At 69.9% G+C, this 22,740-nt stretch carries 18 protein-coding genes and 1 pseudogene; 7 read left to right on the top strand and 12 right to left on the bottom strand.

The genetic code is table 11. The features are described 5' to 3' along the window. Positions 1–114: 114 nt before the first annotated feature. On the top strand, positions 115–513 hold the full coding sequence (locus tag ACTXG6_RS09855) for a hypothetical protein (RefSeq protein ID WP_445187450.1): 399 nt from the start codon (positions 115–117) through the stop codon (positions 511–513). Between the two features lie 5 nt (positions 514–518). On the opposite strand, the gene ACTXG6_RS09850 is transcribed toward ACTXG6_RS09855, so the two are convergent. Next, the gene (locus ACTXG6_RS09850) at positions 519–782 is read right to left on the bottom strand and encodes a hypothetical protein (protein ID WP_445187449.1); all 264 of its coding nucleotides are present in this window, start codon (positions 780–782) and stop codon (positions 519–521) included. A 445-nt stretch (positions 783–1,227) separates the two neighbouring features. Here ACTXG6_RS09850 and ACTXG6_RS09845 point away from each other — a divergent pair, with 445 nt between their 5' ends. Both ACTXG6_RS09845 and ACTXG6_RS09840 read left to right on the top strand, forming a co-directional pair. Continuing rightward, positions 1,228–2,229 carry a putative 2OG-Fe(II) oxygenase gene (locus tag ACTXG6_RS09845; protein WP_445187448.1) on the top strand — a complete coding sequence of 334 codons (1,002 nt, stop codon included), beginning with the start codon at positions 1,228–1,230 and terminating at the stop codon, positions 2,227–2,229. A gap of 177 nt (positions 2,230–2,406) precedes the next feature. Then, positions 2,407–3,549: a carboxylate--amine ligase gene (locus tag ACTXG6_RS09840; protein ID WP_445187447.1), complete on the top strand. Its 1,143-nt coding sequence runs from the start codon at positions 2,407–2,409 to the stop codon at positions 3,547–3,549. A gap of 101 nt (positions 3,550–3,650) precedes the next feature. On the opposite strand, the gene ACTXG6_RS09835 is transcribed toward ACTXG6_RS09840, so the two are convergent. From ACTXG6_RS09835 to ACTXG6_RS09805, 7 genes and pseudogenes are all read right to left on the bottom strand, one after another. Continuing rightward, the gene (locus tag ACTXG6_RS09835) at positions 3,651–5,222 is read right to left on the bottom strand and encodes a lipid II flippase MurJ (RefSeq protein WP_445187446.1); all 1,572 of its coding nucleotides are present in this window, start codon (positions 5,220–5,222) and stop codon (positions 3,651–3,653) included. 633 nt (positions 5,223–5,855) lie between these two features. Beyond that, positions 5,856–6,680, bottom strand: coding sequence for an SDR family oxidoreductase (locus tag ACTXG6_RS09830; protein WP_445187445.1), 825 nt, complete (start codon positions 6,678–6,680; stop codon positions 5,856–5,858). 71 nt (positions 6,681–6,751) lie between these two features. Continuing rightward, entirely contained in the window at positions 6,752–7,006 is a 255-nt protein-coding gene (locus ACTXG6_RS09825; protein ID WP_445187444.1) for a hypothetical protein, read from the bottom strand. After that, a complete protein-coding gene (gene glgX / locus ACTXG6_RS09820; protein ID WP_445187443.1) occupies positions 6,990–8,618 on the bottom strand; it encodes a glycogen debranching protein GlgX in 1,629 nt (542 codons plus the stop codon). Before glgX ends, ACTXG6_RS09825 begins: the two co-directional genes overlap by 17 nt. Positions 8,619–8,856: 238 nt before the next feature. Then, positions 8,857–9,102: pseudogene (locus tag ACTXG6_RS09815) on the bottom strand (glycogen debranching protein GlgX); the annotation flags it as partial. 61 nt (positions 9,103–9,163) lie between these two features. Further along, the gene (locus ACTXG6_RS09810) at positions 9,164–10,657 is read right to left on the bottom strand and encodes a protein adenylyltransferase SelO (protein WP_445187442.1); all 1,494 of its coding nucleotides are present in this window, start codon (positions 10,655–10,657) and stop codon (positions 9,164–9,166) included. A gap of 68 nt (positions 10,658–10,725) precedes the next feature. After that, complete coding sequence (locus ACTXG6_RS09805; protein ID WP_445187441.1) at positions 10,726–12,534, bottom strand: ABC transporter ATP-binding protein; 1,809 nt, start codon at positions 12,532–12,534, stop codon at positions 10,726–10,728. Between the two features lie 697 nt (positions 12,535–13,231). Between ACTXG6_RS09805 and ACTXG6_RS09800 the strand changes: the two genes are divergently transcribed. Beyond that, the gene (locus ACTXG6_RS09800) at positions 13,232–13,840 is read left to right on the top strand and encodes a methyltransferase domain-containing protein (protein ID WP_445187440.1); all 609 of its coding nucleotides are present in this window, start codon (positions 13,232–13,234) and stop codon (positions 13,838–13,840) included. A 40-nt stretch (positions 13,841–13,880) separates the two neighbouring features. Here the strand turns inward: ACTXG6_RS09800 and ACTXG6_RS09795 are convergent, their stop codons facing one another. After that, positions 13,881–14,315: a VOC family protein gene (locus ACTXG6_RS09795; RefSeq protein ID WP_445187439.1), complete on the bottom strand. Its 435-nt coding sequence runs from the start codon at positions 14,313–14,315 to the stop codon at positions 13,881–13,883. Between the two features lie 66 nt (positions 14,316–14,381). Here ACTXG6_RS09795 and ACTXG6_RS09790 point away from each other — a divergent pair, with 66 nt between their 5' ends. After that, positions 14,382–15,164, top strand: a complete 783-nt coding sequence (locus ACTXG6_RS09790; RefSeq protein WP_445187438.1) for an IclR family transcriptional regulator — start codon at positions 14,382–14,384, stop codon at positions 15,162–15,164. 127 nt (positions 15,165–15,291) lie between these two features. Continuing rightward, on the top strand, positions 15,292–16,440 hold the full coding sequence (locus ACTXG6_RS09785) for an aromatic ring-hydroxylating oxygenase subunit alpha (protein WP_445187437.1): 1,149 nt from the start codon (positions 15,292–15,294) through the stop codon (positions 16,438–16,440). 34 nt (positions 16,441–16,474) lie between these two features. On the opposite strand, the gene ACTXG6_RS09780 is transcribed toward ACTXG6_RS09785, so the two are convergent. Together ACTXG6_RS09780 and ACTXG6_RS09775 are read right to left on the bottom strand one after the other, a co-directional pair. Further along, the gene (locus ACTXG6_RS09780; RefSeq protein ID WP_445187436.1) at positions 16,475–18,130 is read right to left on the bottom strand and encodes an MDR family MFS transporter; all 1,656 of its coding nucleotides are present in this window, start codon (positions 18,128–18,130) and stop codon (positions 16,475–16,477) included. A 176-nt stretch (positions 18,131–18,306) separates the two neighbouring features. Continuing rightward, positions 18,307–19,281, bottom strand: a complete 975-nt coding sequence (locus ACTXG6_RS09775) for an Lrp/AsnC family transcriptional regulator (protein ID WP_445187435.1) — start codon at positions 19,279–19,281, stop codon at positions 18,307–18,309. Between the two features lie 422 nt (positions 19,282–19,703). Here ACTXG6_RS09775 and ACTXG6_RS09770 point away from each other — a divergent pair, with 422 nt between their 5' ends. Beyond that, positions 19,704–20,642 (top strand): RluA family pseudouridine synthase, encoded by a 939-nt coding sequence (locus ACTXG6_RS09770; protein ID WP_445187434.1) that lies wholly within the window; start codon positions 19,704–19,706, stop codon positions 20,640–20,642. 28 nt (positions 20,643–20,670) lie between these two features. Here ACTXG6_RS09770 and ACTXG6_RS09765 read toward each other — a convergent pair whose 3' ends face one another. After that, the gene (locus tag ACTXG6_RS09765) at positions 20,671–22,722 is read right to left on the bottom strand and encodes a prolyl oligopeptidase family serine peptidase (protein WP_445189965.1); all 2,052 of its coding nucleotides are present in this window, start codon (positions 22,720–22,722) and stop codon (positions 20,671–20,673) included. Positions 22,723–22,740 lie beyond the last annotated feature (18 nt).

The following is a 22,740-nucleotide window of genomic DNA, read 5'->3' as shown; positions in this document are numbered from 1 at the left end:
GTCGGGCGGGGACGGACGGCAGGCTGGGGAGGTCGAGCCCGGCGGGTTCGACCAGCTTCTGCCGGTCCGCTGCAACGGAGTTCATGGTCAACACTACGTAATTCTGGTTTGACCATGAGTTCGACCAGAATTACGTTGAGTTCGGCGAACAGCGAGTCGGGATGCACACCGGTGGACGGCCTGGACATCACACCGCGCCCGTTCCTGCCGGCGGGTGAGCTGGACGCCGCCCTGAGCGAGGCCGACATCGTCATCGCGCACTCCGGTACCGCTTCCGCACTCGCCGTGCTGGAGGGCGGCCGCATGCCGCTGATGACGCCGCGGCTGTCCGGACATGACAATGCCCTGGTGACCAACTCGCGTCGGTTCACCAGGGCATCATCATCTAGCGACGCCGCCACAGTCCGCCGGCCGCTGGACCGGACACGGAATCCCCAGCTTGCGCTCGCCACACCGGGGAGCAATGCCCCGACGGCCACCCCAATCCCGGCCGCCGGGACGAGCAAGCTCTGACTAGATCAGAGGTGGTTGTTGTTCCCCACGGTCGGGCAGATGCCCGACGGACGGGTGAGCTGCGCGCCCCAGACGTTGGTCGTGGCGTCCTGCGCACCCAGGTTGCCGCCGACCAGCTGGTGGCCCTTGTTGCTCTGGTGGATGGTGTCGTTGGCCGTGCAGTTGGTGCTGCCGTCGCCGTCGCCCTCCTCGTGGGCACTCGCGATGCCCACACCGCAGAGCATGGCAACAGAGGCCGCCGTGGACACAATGATCATTTTCTTCAGCACGCGCTTCTCCTTGTGGGTGACTACGCTCCGTCAACCAATGCCGGCCGCAGAGGAGCAGTTACACGGTGATCAACGTGTCCGCTGGTGCATAAGTGACGCATGGGAAAGATGAGCACTCAATCGGACGGCGATCAGCGACTACCGGGCTAGGCGCGCTCCGACCGGCCGCACAGAGGGTGATCATGCAGCGTGCTCGACGCGGGACGCCGCTTTCGATCACCGACTCGATGAACCCAGATCCACACAGAGAGTAATTGGCCAATTACTTTTGGATACCGCGATGAGATCCGTGGAGCTCCCCAGCGGTTTTGACGGCGGCCGCATTCCCTGACTTCTCGCGCTCCCCAGCGTTCCGTCCGCTGTTTCCACTCCCCGCGGCGGCGCAGCGCGAACTCGCCTCCGTTTTGCCCTCCGCTTGCTCCCACTTTGCCTCCCCCTAACGTTAGTGGCCTTCCGGGGCCCCGACATACTGGCTGCGCCGGAGCTGGACCAGCCCCTCGAGAGAGAGACGCGTGCGGTGAGCATCGATGACCTTGACCGCTCAGAAACGGTGACGGCGGAGACGGACCACTCTGCGTCCGCGCCGAATCTGGGCCTGAGTCGGACCGAGATCGGCGCCAGCCCCATCTTTACTCATGTCTGGCCGGACTGCGCTGACCTCAACGCGGAGCTCCGGCGCGTGGTGCTGGAACGCATGGCGACCTCACCGGGGCTGAACAAGTCGAACTGCGGCGGATGGCACTCGGAGACAAATCTGCAGCTGTGGGAAGACCCGGCGATCGCGACCCTGCTGGAGCGCATGCACACCATGCTGCGGTCCGTTGTGCGGCGCACCGTGGACGACCCGGACGACGAGCTCCTCGAGGGCTGGGACGTCGAGGCGTGGGCAAACGTCAACCAGCTCGGCGACTCGGCCGCGGCACATGTCCACTCGGGTGGGGTCAACATGTGGGCGGCTGTCTACTACGTCGACTGCGGGCAGCAGCCCGAGTCCGTGACCAGCGGCTTCACCAGGTTCATGGACATGAGCGGCATACCGCGACCGATCTCCGCACGCCGGCGGGTGGTGGCGAGCACCCCGGACCTGTCCCGCGGCAGCAGCGTCTCGGTGGAGGGCTGTGCCGATCGCGACGTCATCGGCAACGATGAGGTGGAGCTCGTGCCGACGCCCGGCAAGATGGTGGTGTTCCCGGCGACTCTGCCGCACTACGTCACGACTTATAACGGCACCGACAAGCGAATTACGATCGCATTCAACCTGCGTCACACCAAGTTCGTCGTCTCGGACTTCGAGAATCGTTATTCGCGCCGCCGGGCGTTGTGGCGGAACTACCGGGGCCCCATGCTGATCATGTTCGAGGGGAAGCGCAAGTTCCGCTCGGCGTTGGCCGCCGTGGTGCCGGTGGAGAAGTGGCCCGCCGGGCTCCGCCGCAAGCTTCTCGGCTGAATGTTCCTCGATGGAGAGGCGGAGCCTGCACCGGGGACGCGGATTCGTCGGGGACTGCGCGTCGGGCTGTCGCGGGAGGAAGGGGGGCGCCCGGTGAGGCCAGTGGTGGTGGTCGGGGGGTACACGCCTGGTCTGGCGGTCGTACGCGCGTTGGGACCGCACGGTGTCCCATTGGTGGTGGCGCGTTACGACAAACGCGACATGGCTCAGGCCTCGAAATGGGTGCACGAGGTCGTCAGATGTCCACACCCGCAGCACGACGAGTCGGCTTTCGTCGAGTTCCTGGTCGGGCTCGCCGACCGCTACCCGGGCGCGATGCTGGTGCCGGCCTCAGATCGGGCGCTGGTCGCGGTGGCTGGCCACGACGACCGGCTGGCCGGAGCCGGGTACCTGGTCGCGGCGCCGAGCGAGTGGACCGCCCGAACCTGCCTGGACAAATCCGCCACCTACGCCTTGGCCGAGCGGAGCGGGGTGCCCTCGCCCAAGACCGTCGCCGTCAGCGGGATCTCCGACATCGAGGGCTACGCCGCCACAGCGGGCCCGAACGCCGGTTTTCCGGCGGTGCTCAAGCCCACGGTGAGCCACCTCTACTGCGCCGTGTTCGGCCGCAAATGGACTCGGGTGGACAGCCCGGAGCACGCGATCAAGGAATACCTGCGCGCCGACGAGGCGGGTCTGGAGGTGGTCCTGCAGGAGCTGATCCCGGGTGACGAGCTCTGCGGCGCCAACTACAACGCCTATTTCTGGGGCGGGCAGCCGTTGGTGGAGATGACCGCGGTGAAGATCCGGAACTCACCGGTCAGTACCGGGTCACCGTCGGTGGTGGTCAGTCGCGAACTGCCGGAGCTGCTGGCCCCGGGACGGCGGATGCTGCGTGCGCTGGACTTCCATGGCTTCGCCAACATCGAGTTCAAACGCGATCCCCGGGACGGCCAGTACAAGATCATCGAGGTGAACGCCCGGCACAACCTGTCCGCGCTGCTCGCGGTGAGCTGCGGGGTGAACTTCCCGCTGCTGCAGTATCGCCATCTGGTCCACGGCGAGCCCCCGGACCAGCCGCAATGCCGCCAGGGTGTCTATTGGATCGACGTCACCCGCGATGCCAAGGACGCAATGTCCTACCTGCGCCGGGCGGGCTACTCGGTGGGCCGGTTCCTACGGCCTTACCTGGCTCCGCACGTGACAGCGGTGTGGGATGTCCGTGACCCGGGTCCCGCCGCGGTGCGAGCTGGGGACACCGCGAAGTCGCTGACCAGGCTGACCGTCCGGGGCCGCCCAGCCGCGGTCAGGCGTGCGCTCCGGGGTGGTACGACCCCGTGACACAGAGCCCGCTCCTTACGAACGTGACACCGCGCGTCAGGCGTGGGCTCCCTTAGTCCCGGCCGGCTCCAGTCCGTCCGGGTCCGGTCGGTCCGTCCCGGTCAATATTCGGCACCCATGCGACGGCGGTTGAGTGAGGCGGTGCACGAGCCGAACAGCACGAGCGCCAGCAGGGTGGTGGCGGCCAGCACGCCGAGGTCGACCAGGCGGCCGGAGGCGAGATGGTGCAGCAGCCAGGAGCCGCCGGCGAGCGCGGGCAGCATCGCGAGCGTTGCCAGCAGAGCACGTACCGCGTTGCCCGCCCCGGTGAGCCGCTCAGGCCGGATGTGACGGCGCACCGCGGCCAGCACAGTCACGGCGCCGGCGACCTCGCCGACGAGCACCGCCATCATCAATGTCACCAAGGTGGTCGTCGGGTCCGGGTGCAGGAGCGCCGCGCCGAGCGCTACCACGATGCTGGCGACGAATCCCACGATGCTGGCCCGGCGGGGGCCGCGATCGTCGAGGCGGGCGAACAGTGCTCGACGACCGAGGTCGTGGATCCCCGAGACGAGCTGACCGACCGCGGCTATTGCCAGGCAGGCGCCGAGCTCGTCGAGGAGCACCGGCTCCCGGAGCTCGCCCTGGCTGACCAGGTTCGCAATGGGGGCGGCGAACAGCATCAGCAAACACAGCGGTGGTAGCGCGGCCAGCGTCGCATAGTGCAGACACTTCCTCCAGGCCACGGCGAACCCGGGCCAGTCCCGGACGGCGGCGGCCGCGGCCAGCCGTGGCAACGCGGCCATCGATACGGCCCGCCCCGCGATGAAGGACAGGCCGAAGAACACCTGGGAGGCGAACTGGATGACCAGCACACCACCCGGCACGGTCGCGGCGATGACGGCGACCACATAGGTGGTGGCCGCCGATGTGGCGGGCACCGGCATGGACACCACGATCCGGCGCACACAGTCCCGCGCGGCCGGAGACTGCGCCAGCCCCCACCGGGGCGCGGTGAGCAAACCGACCCGGGCGGTGCCGTAGAACTGCAACCCGGCGTGGACCACCACGGCGGCGGTGCTCCCAGCACCCATCCAAATGATCATCGCCAGCGGCGTGTGGGCGACGTCGAGCCCGGACCCGAACATCTTCCCGGCAACCAGCACGACAGCGATCGTGGCGAGGTTCTCGACGGTGGGCGCCCCGGCGGCGAGGGCGAAGCGACCCCGGCTCTGCTGCGCGGCCACTGCCAGGGAAATCGCGGTGTACAACACGACCTGGGGCGCCACGAAGAGGATCAACACCACGGCCAGCAGCCAAGCCCGCGACCGGTCCGGGCCGGGCACCCCCAGCACCAACGACCACCCCAGCGCCGGGGACAACAGCACCAGGCCGCCCGCACACACTCCAGCGACGGCCAGCAGGCGCCCCGCCACCCGACCCAGGACCTCCCGCGCCCGCCCCAACCCGGCCGCGGTACCGGTACTCGCGCGTACCACGGTGGGCACGACAACCATGGCCACCATCGGCCCGGCGAAGATCGTGAACACATTGTTCGGCAGTGTGTTGCCGGCCTGGAACACATTTGCCACGTAGGTCGGACCGAGGACCCCGCCGACCACCAGCACCCGCGCCATCCCGCTGGCCCGGCTCAGCAGGGTCCAGATCGCGACACCCATGGCCGAGCGACGCATCGGGCCACCGCCATCCGCCGGGCCGCCCGAGGATTCGTCTGATGCCCCGTCGGGCACGGTTGTGGCGTGCGTCAACGTGCGCGGTCGCGATCGCGGCGAGCCCTGGACGTCGCCGCGGTGCTCTTGATCATCTGTCATCGGTGCCGATGAGTGGTGGTGCGGCGCATTGATCAGTTGAGGCCCGCGCGGCCTTTGCCACACCGGCGCTCTGGTTGCCCAGCACTGCTTGTGGTCACCATCCATCTCCAACGACCGACTGCTACCGGCAGTCTTCCACGGCGGCGGCCAGCACTCGTCATCAGCGCGCCACTCGGGCGGCAACAGACGGATCGGGGCCCGGGTGCGCCGCGGCTGACCTCGCGGCTCCCCCGGACCCTGGACGGCTCCGTTCTCGTTCCAACTCTGGAATACCTGTTATTGGCCCTGACGTGCGGTTCACTGCTCCACGATCCGCGGCGGCGCTGCTCGCGACCGGCGGTTACATCCTGGCCCGCGACCTCGTCGACTACGCGGTTGCCTCGGCCCACGGCGCTTTCTAGATCCGCCGCGGCGGATCGGCCCGCCGAGTCGAACACCACACTGGCCAGCTCAAGATCAAACCAGTGTGGTGTTCAGTTGACCATGAAGCCGGACTCAGCCTTGCGCCAGCTCCGCCACCGGCTGCCACTTCTCCCACGTCGCCAGCCGCCCCTCGTAGTCGGCCTTGGCAATACTCAGCGGGGCCGTACCGAGGAAGCAGCGCAGCGGCGGCTCTTCGGCATCCACGAGCTGCAGCACGGCGGCGGCGGACGCTTGCGGGTCACCCGGGGTGCCGATGCGCTTGCGACGCTGCGCCTGGACCTGCTCGTGGTACTCGGCGTAGGCCGGCAGCTGCTCGGACGTGCTCGACGAGGAGCCCGCCCAGTCGGTGGCGAACCCGCCCGGTTCGATCAGCGTGACCTTGATACCGAACGACGCCACCTCCTGGGCCAGCGCCTGGCTGATCCCTTCCAGCGCCCACTTCGAGGCGTGGTAGATGCCGACCAGCGGGAACGCGCTGATCCCACCGATCGAGGAGACCTGCAGGATGTGGCCGCTGCCCTGCTCCCGCAGGAACGGCAGTGCCGCCTGGGTGACCCACAGCGCGCCGAACAGGTTGGTCTCCAGCTGCGCGCGGGCCTCCGCCTCGGTGATCTCCTCGACCATCCCGAAGTGGCCGTAGCCGGCGTTGTTGACCACCACGTCGAGGCGCCCGAACCGCTCGTGTGCCTGCCGCACGGCGGCGAAGTCGGCGTCGCGGTCCGTGACGTCGAGTCGCAGCGGCAGGAACCGCTCTCCGTACTTCGCGACAAGTTCGTCCAACGTGGACAGGTCACGTGCCGTCGCGGCCACCGAGTCGCCGCGTTCCAGCGCCGCGATCGCCCACTCCCGGCCGAAGCCGCGGGAGGCACCCGTGATGAACCAGATCTTCTGTGTCATGCAATCGACGTTACGACCGCGGCCGGCCGCACGCCCGGATCCCGACTGAGTAGGCCCTCACTTGTGAACGGCTAGACCGCCTGGCACGGAGGTTTGTACGGAACGTCGGGGAAGTACTGATTCCACGTCTGGGGAGTGAGTGTTCCCTGCGTGGTGGCGCAGATCCGCTGGACGGCCGTGCCGGGGTCGATGTTCCAGAGTCGCACCGTCAGGTCGGTACCGGCGCTGGCAAGGGTGTTGTCGGTCGTGCTGAACACCACAGCGTTGACAGCGTCTGTGCGAGCATGACCGGCCGCGCCCGGTCGGCGTTCAGCGGGCCCGCTCACGCACCAGCAGCGCCAACGACCGTGCGCCCACGCGCACGGTCGTCCCTGTTGGCGAACCCGCTGTCGGGATCGTGCCGTCGAAGGTGTCGAGGGCGAGACGCCACGGACCGGCGGCGGGGAGGGTGAACTCCAGCTCCTCCCACCAGCCGTTGAGCAGTATCAGTAGGTCGTCGTCGAGCATCGGCACGCCTCGGTCGTCGCGGTCGGGTTCGGCGGACCCGTCGATCAGGACGGCAACCGAACGACTGAGCGGGTCGTTCCATCCGGCATCGGTCATCGGCGTTCCGCCGGGAGTGAACCAGTCGACCTCACCGGCGCGCGCCCCGGTGACGTAGCGGCGCCGTCGCAGCGCCGGGTGCGCCCCACGCAGCGCGACCAGCTCGCGGGTCCACACCAGCAGCTCGTTGTCGGCCCCCGACCAGTCGAACCAGGAGATCTCGTTGTCCTGGCAGTAGGCGTTGTTGTTGCCCTCCTGGGTTCGGCCCATCTCGTCGCCGCCGAGGATCATGGGGACCCCGAGGGAGAGCAGGAGCGTCGCCAGCTGCGCGCGCTGCTGGCGACGGCGCAGCGCCAGCACCCCCGCGTCGTCGGTGGGACCCTCCGCTCCGCAGTTCCACGACCGGTTGTCGTCGGTTCCGTCGCGGCCCTGCTCACCGTTGGCGTCGTTGTGTTTGACGTCGTAGCTGACCAGGTCGCGCAGCGTGAACCCGTCGTGGGTGGTGAGAATGTTGACCGACGCCGAGGGCCGGCGGCGGGACCCGCCGAACAGGTCGGCCGAGCCGGAGGTCCGGCGGGCGAGGTCCGGGAGGGTGCCGTCGGCGCTGCGCCAGAAGTCGCGGACCGTGTCGCGGTAGCGGCCGTTCCACTCCGACCACTGAGCGGGGAACCGCCCCAGGTCGTAGCTGTCGGCCTGCCCGACATCCCACGGTTCGGCGATCAGCTTGACCTGCGAGAGCACCGGGTCCTGGTCGACGAGGTCGAAGAACGCCGAGGTCGAGGCGAACCCGCCCGACTCGCGCCCGAGTGTGGCGGCCAGGTCGAACCGGAACCCGTCTACGTGCATCAGCGTCACCCAGTAGCGCAGACTGTCCAGGATCAGCCGCAGGCACGTCCGGTTCGCGACGTTGAGCGAGTTGCCGGTGCCGGTGGTGTCGAAGTAGTGGCGGCGGTCGCTCTCGACCAGGCGGTAGTAGGCGGCGTTGTCGACACCGCGATGGCACAGCGTCGGGCCGTACTCATTGCCTTCCGCGGTGTGGTTGAACACCACGTCGAGCACGACCTCCACCCCGGCCTGGTGCAACGTCGCCACCATGGTCTGGAACTCCGCGACCTGCCCACCCACGGCTCCGGCGCGGACCGAGGCCGAGTAGGCCGCGTGCGGCGCGAGGAAACTGATGGTGTCGTAGCCCCAGTAGTTGGTGAGCCCTTTCTGCCGCAGCGTTCCGCTGGTCACCGACTGATGCACCGGCAGCAGCTCCACGGCCGTCACGCCCAGGCGCACGAGGTGCTCGACCGCCGCCGGATGCGCGAGGCCGGCGTAGGTACCCCGCAGCTCGTCCGGGACGTCGGGGTGGCGGGCCGTGAAGCCCTTGACGTGGGTCTCGTAGAGCACGGTGTCGGCGTAGGAGGGTGCCCGGCGGTGAGTCAGCGCCCCAGTCGAACGCGGGATCGACGACGACGGACAGCGGCATCGCGTCGAGGGAGTCGAGCGTGTTCAGCGAGTCCGGCCCGTCCGCCCACGGGTAACCGAAAATGCGTTCGTCCCACTCGAGGTCGCCGTGCACGGTCTTGGCGTACGGGTCCAACAGCAGCTTGGCCGGGTTGCACCGCAACCCCCGGCCGGGATCCCACGGGCCGTGGACACGGAACCCGTACCGGGTGCCCACGCCCAGCCCCGGCACGAACCCGTGCCACACCCCGGCGTCGTACTCCCGCAGCGGAACGCGCTCCTCGGACCTGCCGCCGTCCCCGGCCTCGGTGATGACGCACAGGTCGACGGCCTCGGCGACCTCCGAGGCCACCGCGAAGTTGGTGCCCCCCTCGCCCGGGGTGGCGCCGAGCGGGAACGGACGGCCCGGCCACACCTCTGACGACATGCGACTCATCCAACCGGACCGCACCCGCCCCGGCGAGGGCGGTAGATCCGAAACAACCGGGTCAGGTACCGCAGAACGTGCGGTAGGCGCCGAAGCTCGCCGGCGCCGGGGCCGCGTACGACTCCAGACCGGGTCGTTCGTCGAACGGCCTCGCGAGCACGTCCAGGAGTCGGCGCAGCGGTGCCAGGTCGCCGGCGGTGGCCGCGCCCAACGCTGACTCCATCTGGTGGTTCCGTGGGATGTAGACGGGATTGACCCGGTCCATCGCCTTCGCGGTGGCAGGGAGGTCGGCGGGGAGGTCGGCCCCGGGGGAGGCCAGCCGCGCACGCCAACGGCCGGACCACGCCTCGAAGGCGTCGGGTTCGGCGAACAGCGACCGCGCCGGTGCGGGACTGCCGAGCACCGCCGGGGACAGTGCCCGGAAGAACGAGGTGAAGTCGACGCCCTGAGCGTGCAGCAGCGCGAGCAGGTCGTCGATCAGCGCGCCGTCCTCCGGCCGGTCGTTTTTGAGGCCCAGCTTGGCGTGCATCCCGTCGGTCCAGTAGCGGCGGTACCGATCGGCGAACGAGTGCAGCACCTCGGTGGCCGCCGAGATCGCCGTGTCGGTGTCGTCGTCGATCAGGGGCAGCAGGGTCTCGCCCAGCCGCGCCAGGTTCCACTGCGCGATGCGCGGCTGGTTGCCGTACGCGTAGCGGGCGCCTTCGTCGATCGAGCTGAACACGGTGGCCGGATCGTAGGAATCCAGGAAGGCGCACGGGCCGTAGTCGATGGTCTCGCCGGAGATCGTCATGTTGTCGGTGTTCATGACGCCGTGGATGAACCCGACGAGCATCCAGCGAGCGATCAACGACGCCTGGGTGTCGAGGACGCGCTCGAAGAACGCGAGGTAGGGGTTCGCCGCCTCGGCCGCCCGGGGGTGGTGCCGGGCGATCGCGTAGTCGGCGAGGCGCCGCACGAGCTCCGGCCCACCGTGCACCGCCGCGTACTGGAACGTGCCGACACGGACATGGCTCGCCGCGACCCGGACGAGCACCGCCCCAGGCAGCATCGTCTCCCGCGCGACGTCGGCGCCGGTCGCCACCACGGCGAGGGCCCGGGTGGTGGGGATGCCCAGCGCATGCATCGCCTCCCCCATCACGTACTCGCGCAGCATCGGGCCGAGCGGCGCCAACCCGTCGCCGCCGCGAGCGAACGGGGTACGGCCGGAGCCCTTCAGGTGCAGGTCGCGACGGCGGCCGTGGACGTCGAGAACCTCACCGAGCAGCAGCGCGCGCCCGTCACCGAGGCGCGGCACGAACCCGCCGAACTGATGCCCGGCGTAGGCCTGCGCCACCGGTGAGGCCCCGTCGGGGACAACGTTGCCGACGAGGACCTCGACACCGTCGGCCGCGCTCAGTGCCTCGGCATCGGCACCCAGCTCCCCGGCCAGCTCCTCGTTGAGCACCAGCAACCGGGGCGCCGGCGACCGCGCCGCCCGCCAGGCCACGGACAGCTCCGGCAGCCCGTCGACGTAGGAGTTCTCGAACGCGAACAACGGTCGAACAGCGACGCCCATACCGCGAGGTTAAACGGAGCTGGGCAGCTACGCCCGGGTGCGACCGACGCTGGTCATGCCCCGGCGACCTACGTCGGGACCGGCAGTTCCTCCTCGATCCGGCCGCCGCGGCGGAGGTGCACGGTGCGGGTGGCCAGTCGGGTCAGGGCCGGTTGGTGGGTGGTCATGATCACGGTGCGGCCTTTGACGAGGTAGGTCAGTGCTTGGACGACGAGTTCTTCGGCGGTGACGTCGAGCCCGGCGGTGGGTTCGTCGAGCAGTACGACGGGCGCGTCGACGAGCAGGGCCCTGGCGATGCCGACGCGTTGGCGCTGGCCACCGGACAGCCCGACGCCACCGGTGGCGACGGTGGTGTCCAGGCCGTTGGGCAGTCGGTCGGCGAACTCGCTGACCAGTGCGGCTTCGGCCACTCGCGCGACTTCCTCGTCGGTGGCGTCGGGGCGGCCGTAGCGCAGGTTGTCGGCCAGGGTGCCGGCGAACAGGAAGGTGTCCTGCAGGACCATCGCGATCTGTTGGTGCAGCCAGTGCTCGGGTAGGTCGGGGACGGAGAACCCGTCGAGCAGTACCTGGCCGCTGGTGGGCCGGTAGAGGCCGCCGATCAGCGACATGGTGGTGGATTTGCCCGCACCGTTGTCGCCGAGCAGCGCGATCCGCTCGCCGGCGTCGATGACCAGGTTCAGCCCGTCCAGCACCGGTCCGCGGCCGTAGTCGAGGCCGACGTTGCACAGCTCGAGCCGGCCGCTGACCCGAGCGGGTAGCGCCTCGCCGATGCCCAGGTGCTCGGCGGGCTGATCGAGGATCGCGGCGATCCGCTCGGCGGAGGCGGCGCCCTGGGTGAAGCTGGGGGCCAGCTTGGCCAGCGTCTTCATCGGGCTGAGCATGTTCTTCAGGTACGTGGTGACCACGACCAGGATGCCGACCTGCCACCAGCCGTGCAGTGCCCCGTAGCCGCCGACGTACAGCACCCCGGCGGTGCCGAGCGCACTGACCGTCTGCAGTGCCGGGCTGAAGCGGGCGGACAGGTCCACCGAGATCAGGCCCAGCCGCAGCAACTTTTCGTTGCTCGTGCCGAACAGCTCGTCCTGCCGCGCCTGGTTACCGAACGCGTGGGTGGTGCGGATGCCCTGCAGCGACTCGGTGACGAACCCGGTCAGGTCGCCCGAGGCGGCCCGTTTGCGGCGGGCGTTGCGCCGGGTCAGCCGGGCGAAGTGCAGCGCGGTGATATAGACCAGCGGTGCCACGCACAGCCCGATCAGCCCGAGCTGCCAGCTGACCGAGAGCAGCACGGCGGCGGTGCCGACGAGAGTGAGCACGGCCGGGATCAGGTCGGTGAACAGGTCCAGCAGGCTGCTCTCGATCCGCGAGGTGTCGGACACGACCCGGCTGGTCAGCTCCCCGATGGTCTGCTTGTCGTGATACGCCATCGGCAACCGCTCGACATAGCCGAACACGTCGGACCGGATCTTGGCGGTGATCCGCTCCCCCGCACCGTTCATCAACTTGTCGCCGAGGTAGTCGAACAGTCCGGACGCGGCGGTGATCAGCAGTACCGAGACCGCGGCGACGATGAGCATGGCCACCGCCGAACCACCGAACCAGTCGGCCACGTCGTGCAGCACACCGCGCTTCTTGTCACCCTTGAGCAGGTCGTCGATCACCAGGGCCAACGGCCACGGCGCGGCCAGGTCGGCGGCCAACTGCAAGCCGCGCATCGCCACACCGCCCAGCAGCGGGGCTCGCTCCGGCCGGGCGTAGTCCTTGAACCGCCACAGCTCGCGCAGCGTCCCGATATCCCGGCGCGGCAGACCGTCTGCGACCTCCGAAGTTGTGCTCTTCGAAGCGGCGGCGCGACGCCCGCCGGGCCAGTGGATATGCATCTTGTTCTCCTGGATTTCAGGCGGCTGGCCCGGCCGGCCCGGACACCGGCATCGGGGCCGGTAGTTGGGACCGGAGCGCATCCGTCGTCGCTTCCGACGATTCACGGCCTGCGCTGACCATCCGGGCGTACCTTTCGAGGTTGTCGATGATGATGTGGAGAAGGTCGGTAGTGGTGGGATCCTCGTCGTCGACCGCGTCGAAGGTGTTGCGTGAGTGTGTCAAGATCGGACCGGACCCGGTACCGATCTTCACTCGATCCGGGTCCTCCTGTCTATGGCCGCCACCCTTGTGACCTGCTCGATCGGACCTCTCCGCACGAATGCCGGCTCGTCTGAGTCAGCCTTCGGCCGGTACCTCTGAAATGACGCGGGTGCTTCATTCGCGTGAAGACACGTAACGGCTTGTGGTAGGGCGAAACTCCGCACAGTAGCTTGGGCAGGCTGTCTCGCCCTAGACCCCGGCGACCGTCGATTCTCCCGCACCGGCGCTGGTCCGGTGATCGGCCGTCCGGAGGACTCGCCAGTGAACCTCACGTGGAGGCGCCGCGACACACCTGATGTGTCCACGCCCGCCGCGCCAGGCACCCCCTCACCTGGTATCCCACGGCCGCGACCGTCACCGGAGCAGCCACCGGGAGAGCCACGGTGGGAACCGAGATGGGAACCCCGGCCGGAGCCGCTGACGGAGGCGGACCTGGTGCTGGCGCGGGAGTACCAGCGGCGCACCGAACTGTTCGCCGGCTGGCGCGAACTACTCGTGCGGCAGCTGTCCCCCCGCCGCGGCGACACGGTGTTGGACGTCGGCTGCGGCACCGGCCTGAACTTCGCCGCCCTGCGTGCCGCGGTGGGGCCGGAGGGGACGATCGTCGCGATCGAGGAATCCCCCCGGCTGCTGGTTGTCGCCGCCCGCCGGGTCGCCCGCCGGGGTTGGGACAACGTCGAGCTGGTCAACGCCTCGCCCGGCACGGCGCAGCTGAGCCTGCGCGCCGACGCCGCGCTGTTCGCCGCCACGCCTGACGTGCTGGCCTCCTCGACCGCGTTGCACAACCTCTTCGGTCAACTGCGGTCCGGCGCACCGGTCGCCGCCGGAGGCTGGAGATGGCCCGATCCCTGGCTCTGGCCGCTGCGTGCCGCCGTCACCGCGCTAGCTGGCCCCTTCGTCGCCGAACCCGCCGGACTGGACCGACCATGGCGGCTGCTGCGCGAGTACGTCGCGAACTGGCATCTCGAGCAGTCCTGGTTCGGCATCGGCTACTTCGCCCACGGTTGCAACGGCACCGGTGACAGGCCGCCGATCCCGCGGTGAGGGCGGCCGCGAGCCCGGCTCACCGGGACCGGCGCGTCGATCAGCTGTCGGCGTCGGTCGGGGCAGCGTGCGCACAGACCTCCAGCTCCATGCCGTCCGGATCGCGGAAGAACAGCGACCACTCGCCGCCGAGGCGCTGGATCTCGCCGATCTCCGCGCCGGCGGCCACCATCCGCTCGCGCAACCCGTCGAGCGTGGCGCGCGAGTCGACGGCGAGCCCGAAGTGATCGATCGGACCTCGACCGCCCATGGTCCGGCGCTGCCCCAGGATCGACTCCTCGGCCACCTCGAAGACGTTCAGGGCCGCGCCCCCGCCGAGGTCGATGATGGCCATCCGGGGGTGGTCCTCGGTCGCGGCCATCTCGAAGGTCACCGTGCCGCCGAACGCCTCGACATAGAACCGGGTCAGCCGGTCAAGATCGGCGGTAATCGTCGCGACATGGTTGAAGCCGAGCGTGACAGCCATGGGCCGCATGATGGCACCCCGCCTGAGCGGGGCGGTAGCGCTTTCGCCGCTCGAGATCGGCACTACTGTTCCGCCATGCCCAACAGAATTCCGATGCGGGACAATGGCGTGCAGTCGGTGGACCGTGCGATCTCGATCCTGCAGGTGCTGGCGCGGCGCGGGCCGGCGGGCGTCACGGAGATCGCCACCGAGCTTGCGGTGCACAAGTCGACGGCGTTCCGGTTGCTCGACACCCTGGAGTCGCGTGGCCTCGTGGAGCAACAGGTCGACCGAGGTCGGTACCAGCTCGGATTCGGCGTCGTGCAGCTCGCGGCCGGGGCGGCCAGGAAGCTGGACCTGACCGTGTCGAGCCGGCCGATCTGCCAGCGGCTGGCCGAGGAGGTGGCCGAGACGGTGAACGTCGCGATCCACGACGGGCACGCGGTGATCAGCATCGACCAGGTGATCGGGAGCTCCACGGTCACCAGCGTGAACTGGGTCGGGCAGCGCACCCCGTTCCACGCCACGTCGGCCGGCCAGATCTTCCTGGCGTTCATGCCGTCCGCCCAGCGGGACGCGATCCTCGCCGGCGACCTGGCGGCGTTCACCCCGCGCACCCTGGTCGATCCCGCGAAGCTCTCGACAGAACTGGCCTTGGTCCGGCGGCGCGGGTACGCGATCACCGTCGAGGAACACGAGATCGGCCTGGCCGCGGTCGCCGCCCCGTTGCGCGGAATCGACGGTGACGTGGTCGCGGCGGTGACCGCATCCGGGCCCACGTTCCGGCTCACCGCCGAGACCCTGCCCCGGGTCGCGGAACAGGTATCGGCCGCCGCCGCGGAGATCTCCCAGCGGAACGGATACCCGAAGCTCGGTTGACCGGTCGAGCCCGTCGGAGCCGCGGGCGTTGCGCACTCTTGACACGCGACCGGCCCGCGCTCACTCTTGTCTCGCATATGGCCTTAGTTGCGCTATGCGGGACATGTAGTGCGGGAAGGTGCCCAGCATGACCTCCATGACCGGAGCCGCCAACCTCCTCGCGGCCCTGCCCGGGCGGTACTACACCGACCCGGCGATCTTCGAGCTGGACGAGCGCCAGATCTTCCGGCGTTCCTGGCTGTGCGTCGGTCGCGCCGACGCGCTCAGCGAGCCCGGCCGGTACCGACGCATCGAGCTTGGCGAGGAGAGCGTGCTGGTCGTCCGGGGCCGCGACGGCGAGCTGAGTGCGTTCCTGAACCTGTGCCGTCACCGGGGCGCACAGCTGTGCAGCGAGGAGTCAGGCTCGTTCTCCAGAACGATCCGGTGCGCCTACCACTCCTGGAGCTACGGGCTGGACGGCCGGTTGCTCGCGGCGCCGAACATGCGCGACATGCCCGACCTGGTCCGAGCGGACTACGGGCTGCACCCGGTACGCGCCGAGCAGTGGCTGGGCTACCTGTGGCTCAACCTCGACCCCGAGGCGCAACAGTTGGCCGCGCAGGTGGAGCCGCAGCTCGCCGAGCGGCTCGGCGACGGGGTGCTCGAACGCTACGGGATCGAGCGGCTCGGCGTCGCGGCCACGATCGACTACTCGGTCGCCGCGAACTGGAAGTCGATCATCGAGAACTTCATGGAGTGCTACCACTGCGCATCGATCCATCCCGAGCTCACCGCCGCACTGCCCCAGTTCCGCTCCGGGTACGGCACCATCAGCGACGGAATGGCCGCCGGCGCGTCCTTCGCCGAGCACGTCGACGGGTTCTCGCTGTCGGGGCGCGCCACCCACCCCAGGCTGCCCGGACTGGGCCCGTCGGACGACCGGCTGTTCTACGGCCTCGTGCTGCGCCCCAACGTACTGCTCATCCTGGTGCCCGACCACGTCGCGCTGTACCGGCTCGAACCACTGGGGCCCGGGCACACCCGGGTCACCGTCGACTGGCTGTTCGACCGCGACACGATGGCCGGCGACGGTTTCGATGCCACCGACGCGATAGCCCTGCTCGACATCACCAACCGACAGGACTTCGACGCCTGCGAACGCTGCCAGCGCGGCATGCGCTCCGCCGCCTACTCCGGGGTCCTGGTGCCGGCCGAACACGTCATCACCGACTTCTACGCCCAGTACCTGGCCGCCATCGGCGAGCACCCGGCCGGCTCACCCCGCGAGCGCGGGTAGCAGGGCGCGCGCCCCGGCAGCTGCTCCAGGGTGATCAGTGACCCGCCGACGCCGCCGCGGCGGGCCCCGAGGTCCGGTCCGGCTTGCGCATGAAGATCGCCAGCAGTACCCCGGCGCCGGTCACGGCGGCGATGACCAGGAACAGGTTGGCGTAGGAGGTGGCCAGGACCTGGCTCGACAGGTACTCGTAGCGCCCGTACAGCTGCGCGAACACGCCCGGCGTGGAGAGGTCCCCGGCCAGGGTGCCCGCCGGCATCAGCGTGCCCCGGTCGGCGAGGAGTTGGGCCTGTTGGCTGGTGGAGATGGCGCTGAGGACGGCGAGGCCGAGTGCGCCGGCGGTCTGGCGGGCCACGTTGTTCAGGGCGCTGCCCTCGTTGGTCTGTGCGGCGGGTAGGGCGGCGAGTCCGGCGGTCATGATCGGCATGATGGACAGGCCGAGGCCGATGCCGCGCACGCTGGTCCAGAAGATGATGTCCGTGCGGGTCATCTCGGGGGTGATCGCGGACATCAGGTAGGTGCCGTAGGCGCAGATGGTGAGCCCGAACACGCCGAGCCAGCGGGGGCCGATCTTGTCGTAGAGCTTGCCGACCATGGGCATCAGCAGCCCGGTCAGGACCGCCGAGGGCAGCATCAGGATCCCGGCGTCGAAGGCCTGTTTCTGTTGTCCCTGTTGCAGGAACACCGGGACGAAGAAGGAGATGCCGAGCAGGTTCATCTGCAGCGCGGAGAGCATCAGCAGCGAGGAGGTGAACGGCCAGACCTTGAACACCCGGATGTCGAGCAGCGGTTGCGCGACGTGCAGCTCGACAACCACGAACAGGGCCAGGCCCAGTACCCCGCCGACCAGCAGCATCCGGATCCGGTAGCCGTCCCAACCCCAGTCCGAGCCTTCCGAGGCGGCGAGCAGTACCGCGAACAGGCCGCCGGCGATGCACAGGAAGCCGGGCACGTCGAAGCTGCGCCCGCGCCGCCCGGACAGCTTCGGCAGGATCAGCACCGCGGCCACCGCGCCCAGCAGCCCGACCGGCACGTTGACGTAGAACACCAGCCGCCAGTCCAGGTACTGCACGAAGTAGCCGCCCAGCACCGGGCCGGCCGCGGGCGCAAAGATGATGCCGAGGCCGAAGATCCCCATCGCGGTGCCGAGCTTCTGGCGGGGCACGATCCGGTACAGCAGGGTCATCGCCACCACCGGCATGATCCCGCCGGGGATCGCCTGCAGCACCCGGAACACGATCAACGTCCCGAGGTTGCCGGCGAGCCCGCACAGCGCCGAACCCACCGCGAACCCGGCCAACGACCACACGTACACCCGGGCCAGCCCGAACCGCTCACCCAACCAACTGCTCACCGGCACGACCACACCGAGCATCAACGTGTACGCGGTGGCGATCCACAACACGTCATCCAGCGAGCCACCGAAATCCTTCTGGATCGCCGGCACCGCCACATTCACGATCGTCACGTCCAGAACCGCCATGAAGTTACCCACGACCAGCACCAGCACCGGCAACAACCAGCCGCCACCGCCTCGGCTCCGCGGTGCGGGCGGTGTCGGCCTTGGCGCCGGCGAGGGCGGCGGTACGACCGGTTCGGTGGTGCCCGCTCGGGGGCGCCGCGCCACCGCGGTCGCTGCGTCCGGCGCCGTCCGGTCGCCCGCCCGGGGCCCGATCGTGGTCTCGCTGGTCATCGGTCGTTCCTTCGCGCTCGTCCCCCGTATCGAGGCCGTCCGGCACCGCGCCCGGACCCGACGAGCATGCCTCCGAGAGAACTCCCCCATCCAGGAGTGGCGGTGATACCGGCGCTATTCGACATCACGGGTCCTGAAGCGGCGCAATTACCCGGGGGGAAACGTCACCCTGTTCGTCACTCGACGGCGGGGGAGACCTTCTTGAAGAACCGCATGATGGGCGCGGTCTCGACCGAGCGCAGGCCCGGCAGGGCGGCGATCGGGCCGGTCAGGTACTCGTAGAGCGCCCGGCTGCTGGCGCACACCACCCCGGCGTAGAGGTTGTACGCCCCGGTGGTCGCCGCCGCGAAACCGACCTGCGGATGCCGGGCGAGCGCCTCACCGGCGGCGGCCAGCTGGCCGGGCTCCACCGACAGCCACAGTGCCGCGGCCGAGTGCAGCCCCAGTAGCGCGTGCTCGACGTCGACGTCGAAGTACAGGACGCCACTGTGGCGCAGCTCGGCCAGCCGCCGCCGGACCGTGGTCTGGGACCACCCGGTCACCGACGCCAGGTGGCGGTAGCCGGCCCGCCCGTCCTGCCCCAGTGCCTTGATCAGCTGGTGGTCGCCGGCCGTGAGCTCCACCGGGTCCCCGGTCGGCCGCGGCGGCGGCGGGCGCAGCCGGTCGAACCGCTCGGCGGTGAACCGGTGGTCCTTGTCCAGCAGACTCTCCCGACCCCCGAAGAACACCTTCAGGACGCAGTGCGCGCTTACTCCGGTCACCCTCGGCGTGCGGGGCAGCCGGCTGAGCACCGTGTGCTCGTCCGGCGAAGCGTCGGCCGACATGCGCGCCATGCACACGATCTCCGCGCCCCCGGACGCCACCCGCACCCAGGAGGTCTCATCGTGGCGGGCCAGCGCCCTGGCCAACCCGGCGGCGGCCTCCGGGGCGCACTGCACCCGCACCAGCCACAGCTGATCACCGAGCGCCTCCGGCCAGATCGCCCCGGTGACCCGGACGCCTTCGACCGAGCGCAAGCGGGCGTAGCGCCGCGCCACGGTCTGGTCGGACACCCCGAGCACCTCACCGACGGCGAGGAACGGGACCCGCCCGTCGATCTGCAACGCCTGCAGCAGCCCGCGCTCGATCTCGTCGAGCGTGTGTGCGCCCATTCCCTCCCACCCCCGGTGCCGACCTGCCGCAATCCTGTCCCACCGGGGCGTCCGGTCGCACGCACGACGGGACACCCAGCTGCGTGACGCCGCGGATCACGGACCGTCGGACACGCTCGCCGGCGCGTGGCTCCCAGATCATCCAGCCGGCGGCGCGGCGCTGGGTTGTGGTCCCGACCCACGGCTACGCGTTGGTCTCGGTGGCGACGGACGTGCTCGGATCAACATCAGGGCGTTCTGTCGGTGACGCGGCGTCACGGCAGAGCGTGACGACGGCATCGGTCTCCTCTTCGCATGGCCTGGACGCCCGAGGAAAACAGAGCCTCGCGATTGCTCGGGCGTGGGTGTCCCTCGGTGACTCAGCACCCGGATCATCGCTCGCTCGGCATGGGGCCGGTAGACACGCTCTAAACTCAACCGCGATGAGGCGCAAGCTCAGGTCGCCACTCCCCCAACGACACGGCCTCGACGCGGTCCGGCTGCGCACGCCGGCGGAGGGGCCGTGGGCGACCATCCGGGACCATCTGGTCGACCGGCTACCCCGGGTGGCACCCGGGCGCATCGACACGATGCTGCGGGAGCAGCGGATCGTGGACCTGAGCGGCCCGGTCGCCCTGGACGCCCCGTTCGTGCCCGAGCACTTCCTCTGGTTCCACCGGGACCTGCCCGACGAGGTCGCGGTCCCGTTCGAGATCCACCTCGTGCACCGCGACGACGACCTGCTCGTGGTGGACAAACCGCACTTCCTGGCGACGATCCCGCGCGGCAAGCACATCGTGCAGACCGCACTGGTCCGACTGCGCCGCGAGCTGGAGCTTCCCGCGCTCAGCCCGGCGCACCGGTTGGACCGGGTCACCGCCGGGCTGATCATGTTCGTGATCCGGCCGGAACGCCGGGGGGCGTACCAGACGCTGTTCCGGGACCGGTTGGTGCACAAGACCTACGAGGCGATCGCCCGGTACGACCCCACGCTCGACCTGCCGTGCACGCTGCGCAGCCGGATCATCAAGGAGCGGGGCGTCATCACGGCCCAGGAGGTACCCGGCCCACCGAACGCCGAGACCCTCGTCGAGCTCATGGAGCACCGCGACGGCCTCGGCCGGTACCGGCTGACCCCGACGACCGGCCGCACCCACCAGCTCCGGCTGCACATGAGCGGGCTGGGCGTGCCGATCCTGGGCGACGACTTCTACCCGGTGCTCACCGAGACCCCACTCGACGACTTCACCCGCCCCCTGCAGCTGCTGGCCAAGACGCTCGAGTTCACCGACCCGATCACCGGCGAGCAGCGCCGCTTCCGGAGCAGGTTGACGCTGCGGGCCTGGACCGCCTACGACGACTGGGCGCGGACCGGCCGGTGACGCCGCATGCCCTGAGCGGCCCACCGCCTCATCCCACGTGCCGCCAGCAGAACTCCAGCACCAGCCCCCACTGGAAGGCCCGCTGGGCGTTGTCGGCCGCCCCGCCGTGTCCGCCCTCGATGTTCTCGTAGTAGTCCACCGGGTACCCGTACTCCCGCATCCGGGCGACCATCTTGCGGGCGTGCCCGGGGTGCACCCGGTCGTCCCGGGTCGAGGTGGTGACCAGCACCGGCGGCAGTGACGCGTCGCGGGGCAGGTTCTGGTAGGGGGAGTACTTCGAGATCCACTCCCAGTCGGTCGGGTTGTCCGGGTCGCCGTACTCGGCCATCCAGGACGCGCCGGCCAGCAGCAGGTGGTAGCGGCGCATGTCCAGCAGCGGTACCTGGATGACGATCGCCCCGAACAGCGACGGGTAGCGGGTCAGCATGACGCCCATCAGCAGTCCGCCGTTGCTGCCGCCGTGAATGGCCAGCCGGTCCGCGGTGGTGATCTTGCGGTCGACCAGGTCGCGGGCCACGGCGGCGAAGTCCTGGTAGGCCAGATACCGGTGCTCACCCAGCACGCCGGTGTGCCAGGCCGGCCCGTACTCGCCGCCGCCGCGGATGTTGGCCACCACGTAGCGGCCGCCCCGGGCCAGCCAGCCCCGCCCGAGGATCCCGCTGTAGTGCGGCGTCAACGAGACCTCGAAACCGCCGTAGCCGGTCATCAGCACCGGGCCGGCCTCGTCGGTCTCGCCGTCCGCCTGCCCGCCGACCACGAAGTAGGGGATCCGGGTGCCGTCGTCGGAGACGGCGAAGTACTGCTGGACGGTCATCCCGGTGGCGTCGAAGAACTCCGGGGCCCGGCGCAGGGTCTCCAGCTCGCCGGTGGCCAGGTCGCCGCGCAGCAGGGTCGAGGCCTGGGTGTACCCGCTGACGTCGAGCAGGTACTCGTCGCTTGCGTCCGGGTCGACTCCGACGATGTCGGTGGACCCGAGCTCCGAACCGCCGGGCAGCGGCGAGCTGGCCCACCCACGCTCCGGGGTGAGCACCTCGGTGCGGGTGGTCACGTCTTCGAGCACCAGCAGGATCAGGTGGTGCCGCGTCCAGGCGTGGTAGCTCAGCGACCGACGGGGCGTCGGGGTGAACAGGACGGCGGCCTCCCGCCCCCCGGCCAGGTAGTCGTCGAACCCGAAGGCCAGCAGCGACCCCTCCGGGTAGGTGGTCTCGCCCAGGGTCCACGGCGAGCGCGGGCGCACCAACAGCCACTCGCGGTGCGCATCGGTTTCCGCGTCCGGCGGGACGTCGATGAGCTCGAGCGATCCGTCGGGCCGGCGCAGGTAGTCCAGGCTGGTGTGGAAGTCGGGGGCGCGGCCGACCAGGTCCCGCTCGAAGCCCTCGGTGTCGTCGTGGACCGCGAACGCGGAGACGTCGGTCTCGGACGCCTCGAACACCACCGGCGCTTCGGCGACCGGGGTGCCCCGGCGCCACTGGCGCATCACCCTCGGGTACCCGGAGGTGGTCATCGAACCCGGCCCGGTGTCGGTGCCCACGAACACCGTGTCCGCGTCCACCCAGCCCACCCGGCTCTTGGCCTCCGGCAGCTCGAAACCGGGGTCAGCAGAGTCCGCACCGGGCAGGAATGACCGGGTCGGCAGGTCGAACTCGCGGACCACGGTGGCGTCCGCACCGCCCCGGGAGAGCTGGACCAGCGCTCGGACGTACTCCGGCTTGCGGACCGCGGCGCCCTGCCACACCCAGTTCTCGCCTTCCAGCGCGGCGAGTGCATCTATGTCCAGCAGCAGCTCCCAGTCCGGCTCACCGGTGCGGTAGCTCTCCAGCGTGGTGCGGCGCCACAGGCCGCGCGGGTGCTCGGCGTCCTGCCAGAAGTTGTAGAGCAGCTCGCCCCGGCGGCGGACGTAGGGGATGCGCTCGTCCGAGTCGAGCACCTCCCGGATCCCGTCGCGGAGCTCGGCAAAGCGCTCGCCGGTGGTCAGCTCGGCGAGGGACTCGGCGTTGCGGGCCCGCACCCACTCCAGCGGCCGGTCACCGGTCACCTCCTCGAGCCACAGGTACGGGTCGGCGAGCGGGTCCGGTTCGATCACCGTTCCATTCTGGAG

The sequence above is a fragment of the Pseudonocardia sp. Cha107L01 genome (assembly GCF_052566575.1).
This window is presented reverse-complemented; position numbering and strand designations above follow the sequence as displayed.

Bases quoted from the DNA above. Each gene is read 5' to 3' on its own strand.
- ACTXG6_RS09855 (WP_445187450.1), top strand. From the start codon at position 115: ATGAGTTCGACCAGAATTACGTTGAGTTCGGCGAACAGCGAGTCGGGA.
- ACTXG6_RS09835 (WP_445187446.1), bottom strand. From the start codon at position 5,222: ATGCGTCGCTCGGCCATGGGTGTCGCGATCTGGACCCTGCTGAGCCGG.
- ACTXG6_RS09830 (WP_445187445.1), bottom strand. From the start codon at position 6,680: ATGACACAGAAGATCTGGTTCATCACGGGTGCCTCCCGCGGCTTCGGC.
- ACTXG6_RS09810 (WP_445187442.1), bottom strand. From the start codon at position 10,657: ATGGGCGTCGCTGTTCGACCGTTGTTCGCGTTCGAGAACTCCTACGTC.
- ACTXG6_RS09805 (WP_445187441.1), bottom strand. From the start codon at position 12,534: ATGCATATCCACTGGCCCGGCGGGCGTCGCGCCGCCGCTTCGAAGAGC.
- ACTXG6_RS09795 (WP_445187439.1), bottom strand. From the start codon at position 14,315: ATGCGGCCCATGGCTGTCACGCTCGGCTTCAACCATGTCGCGACGATT.
- ACTXG6_RS09790 (WP_445187438.1), top strand. From the start codon at position 14,382: ATGCCCAACAGAATTCCGATGCGGGACAATGGCGTGCAGTCGGTGGAC.
- ACTXG6_RS09785 (WP_445187437.1), top strand. From the start codon at position 15,292: ATGACCTCCATGACCGGAGCCGCCAACCTCCTCGCGGCCCTGCCCGGG.
- ACTXG6_RS09780 (WP_445187436.1), bottom strand. From the start codon at position 18,130: ATGACCAGCGAGACCACGATCGGGCCCCGGGCGGGCGACCGGACGGCG.
- ACTXG6_RS09775 (WP_445187435.1), bottom strand. From the start codon at position 19,281: ATGGGCGCACACACGCTCGACGAGATCGAGCGCGGGCTGCTGCAGGCG.
- ACTXG6_RS09770 (WP_445187434.1), top strand. From the start codon at position 19,704: ATGAGGCGCAAGCTCAGGTCGCCACTCCCCCAACGACACGGCCTCGAC.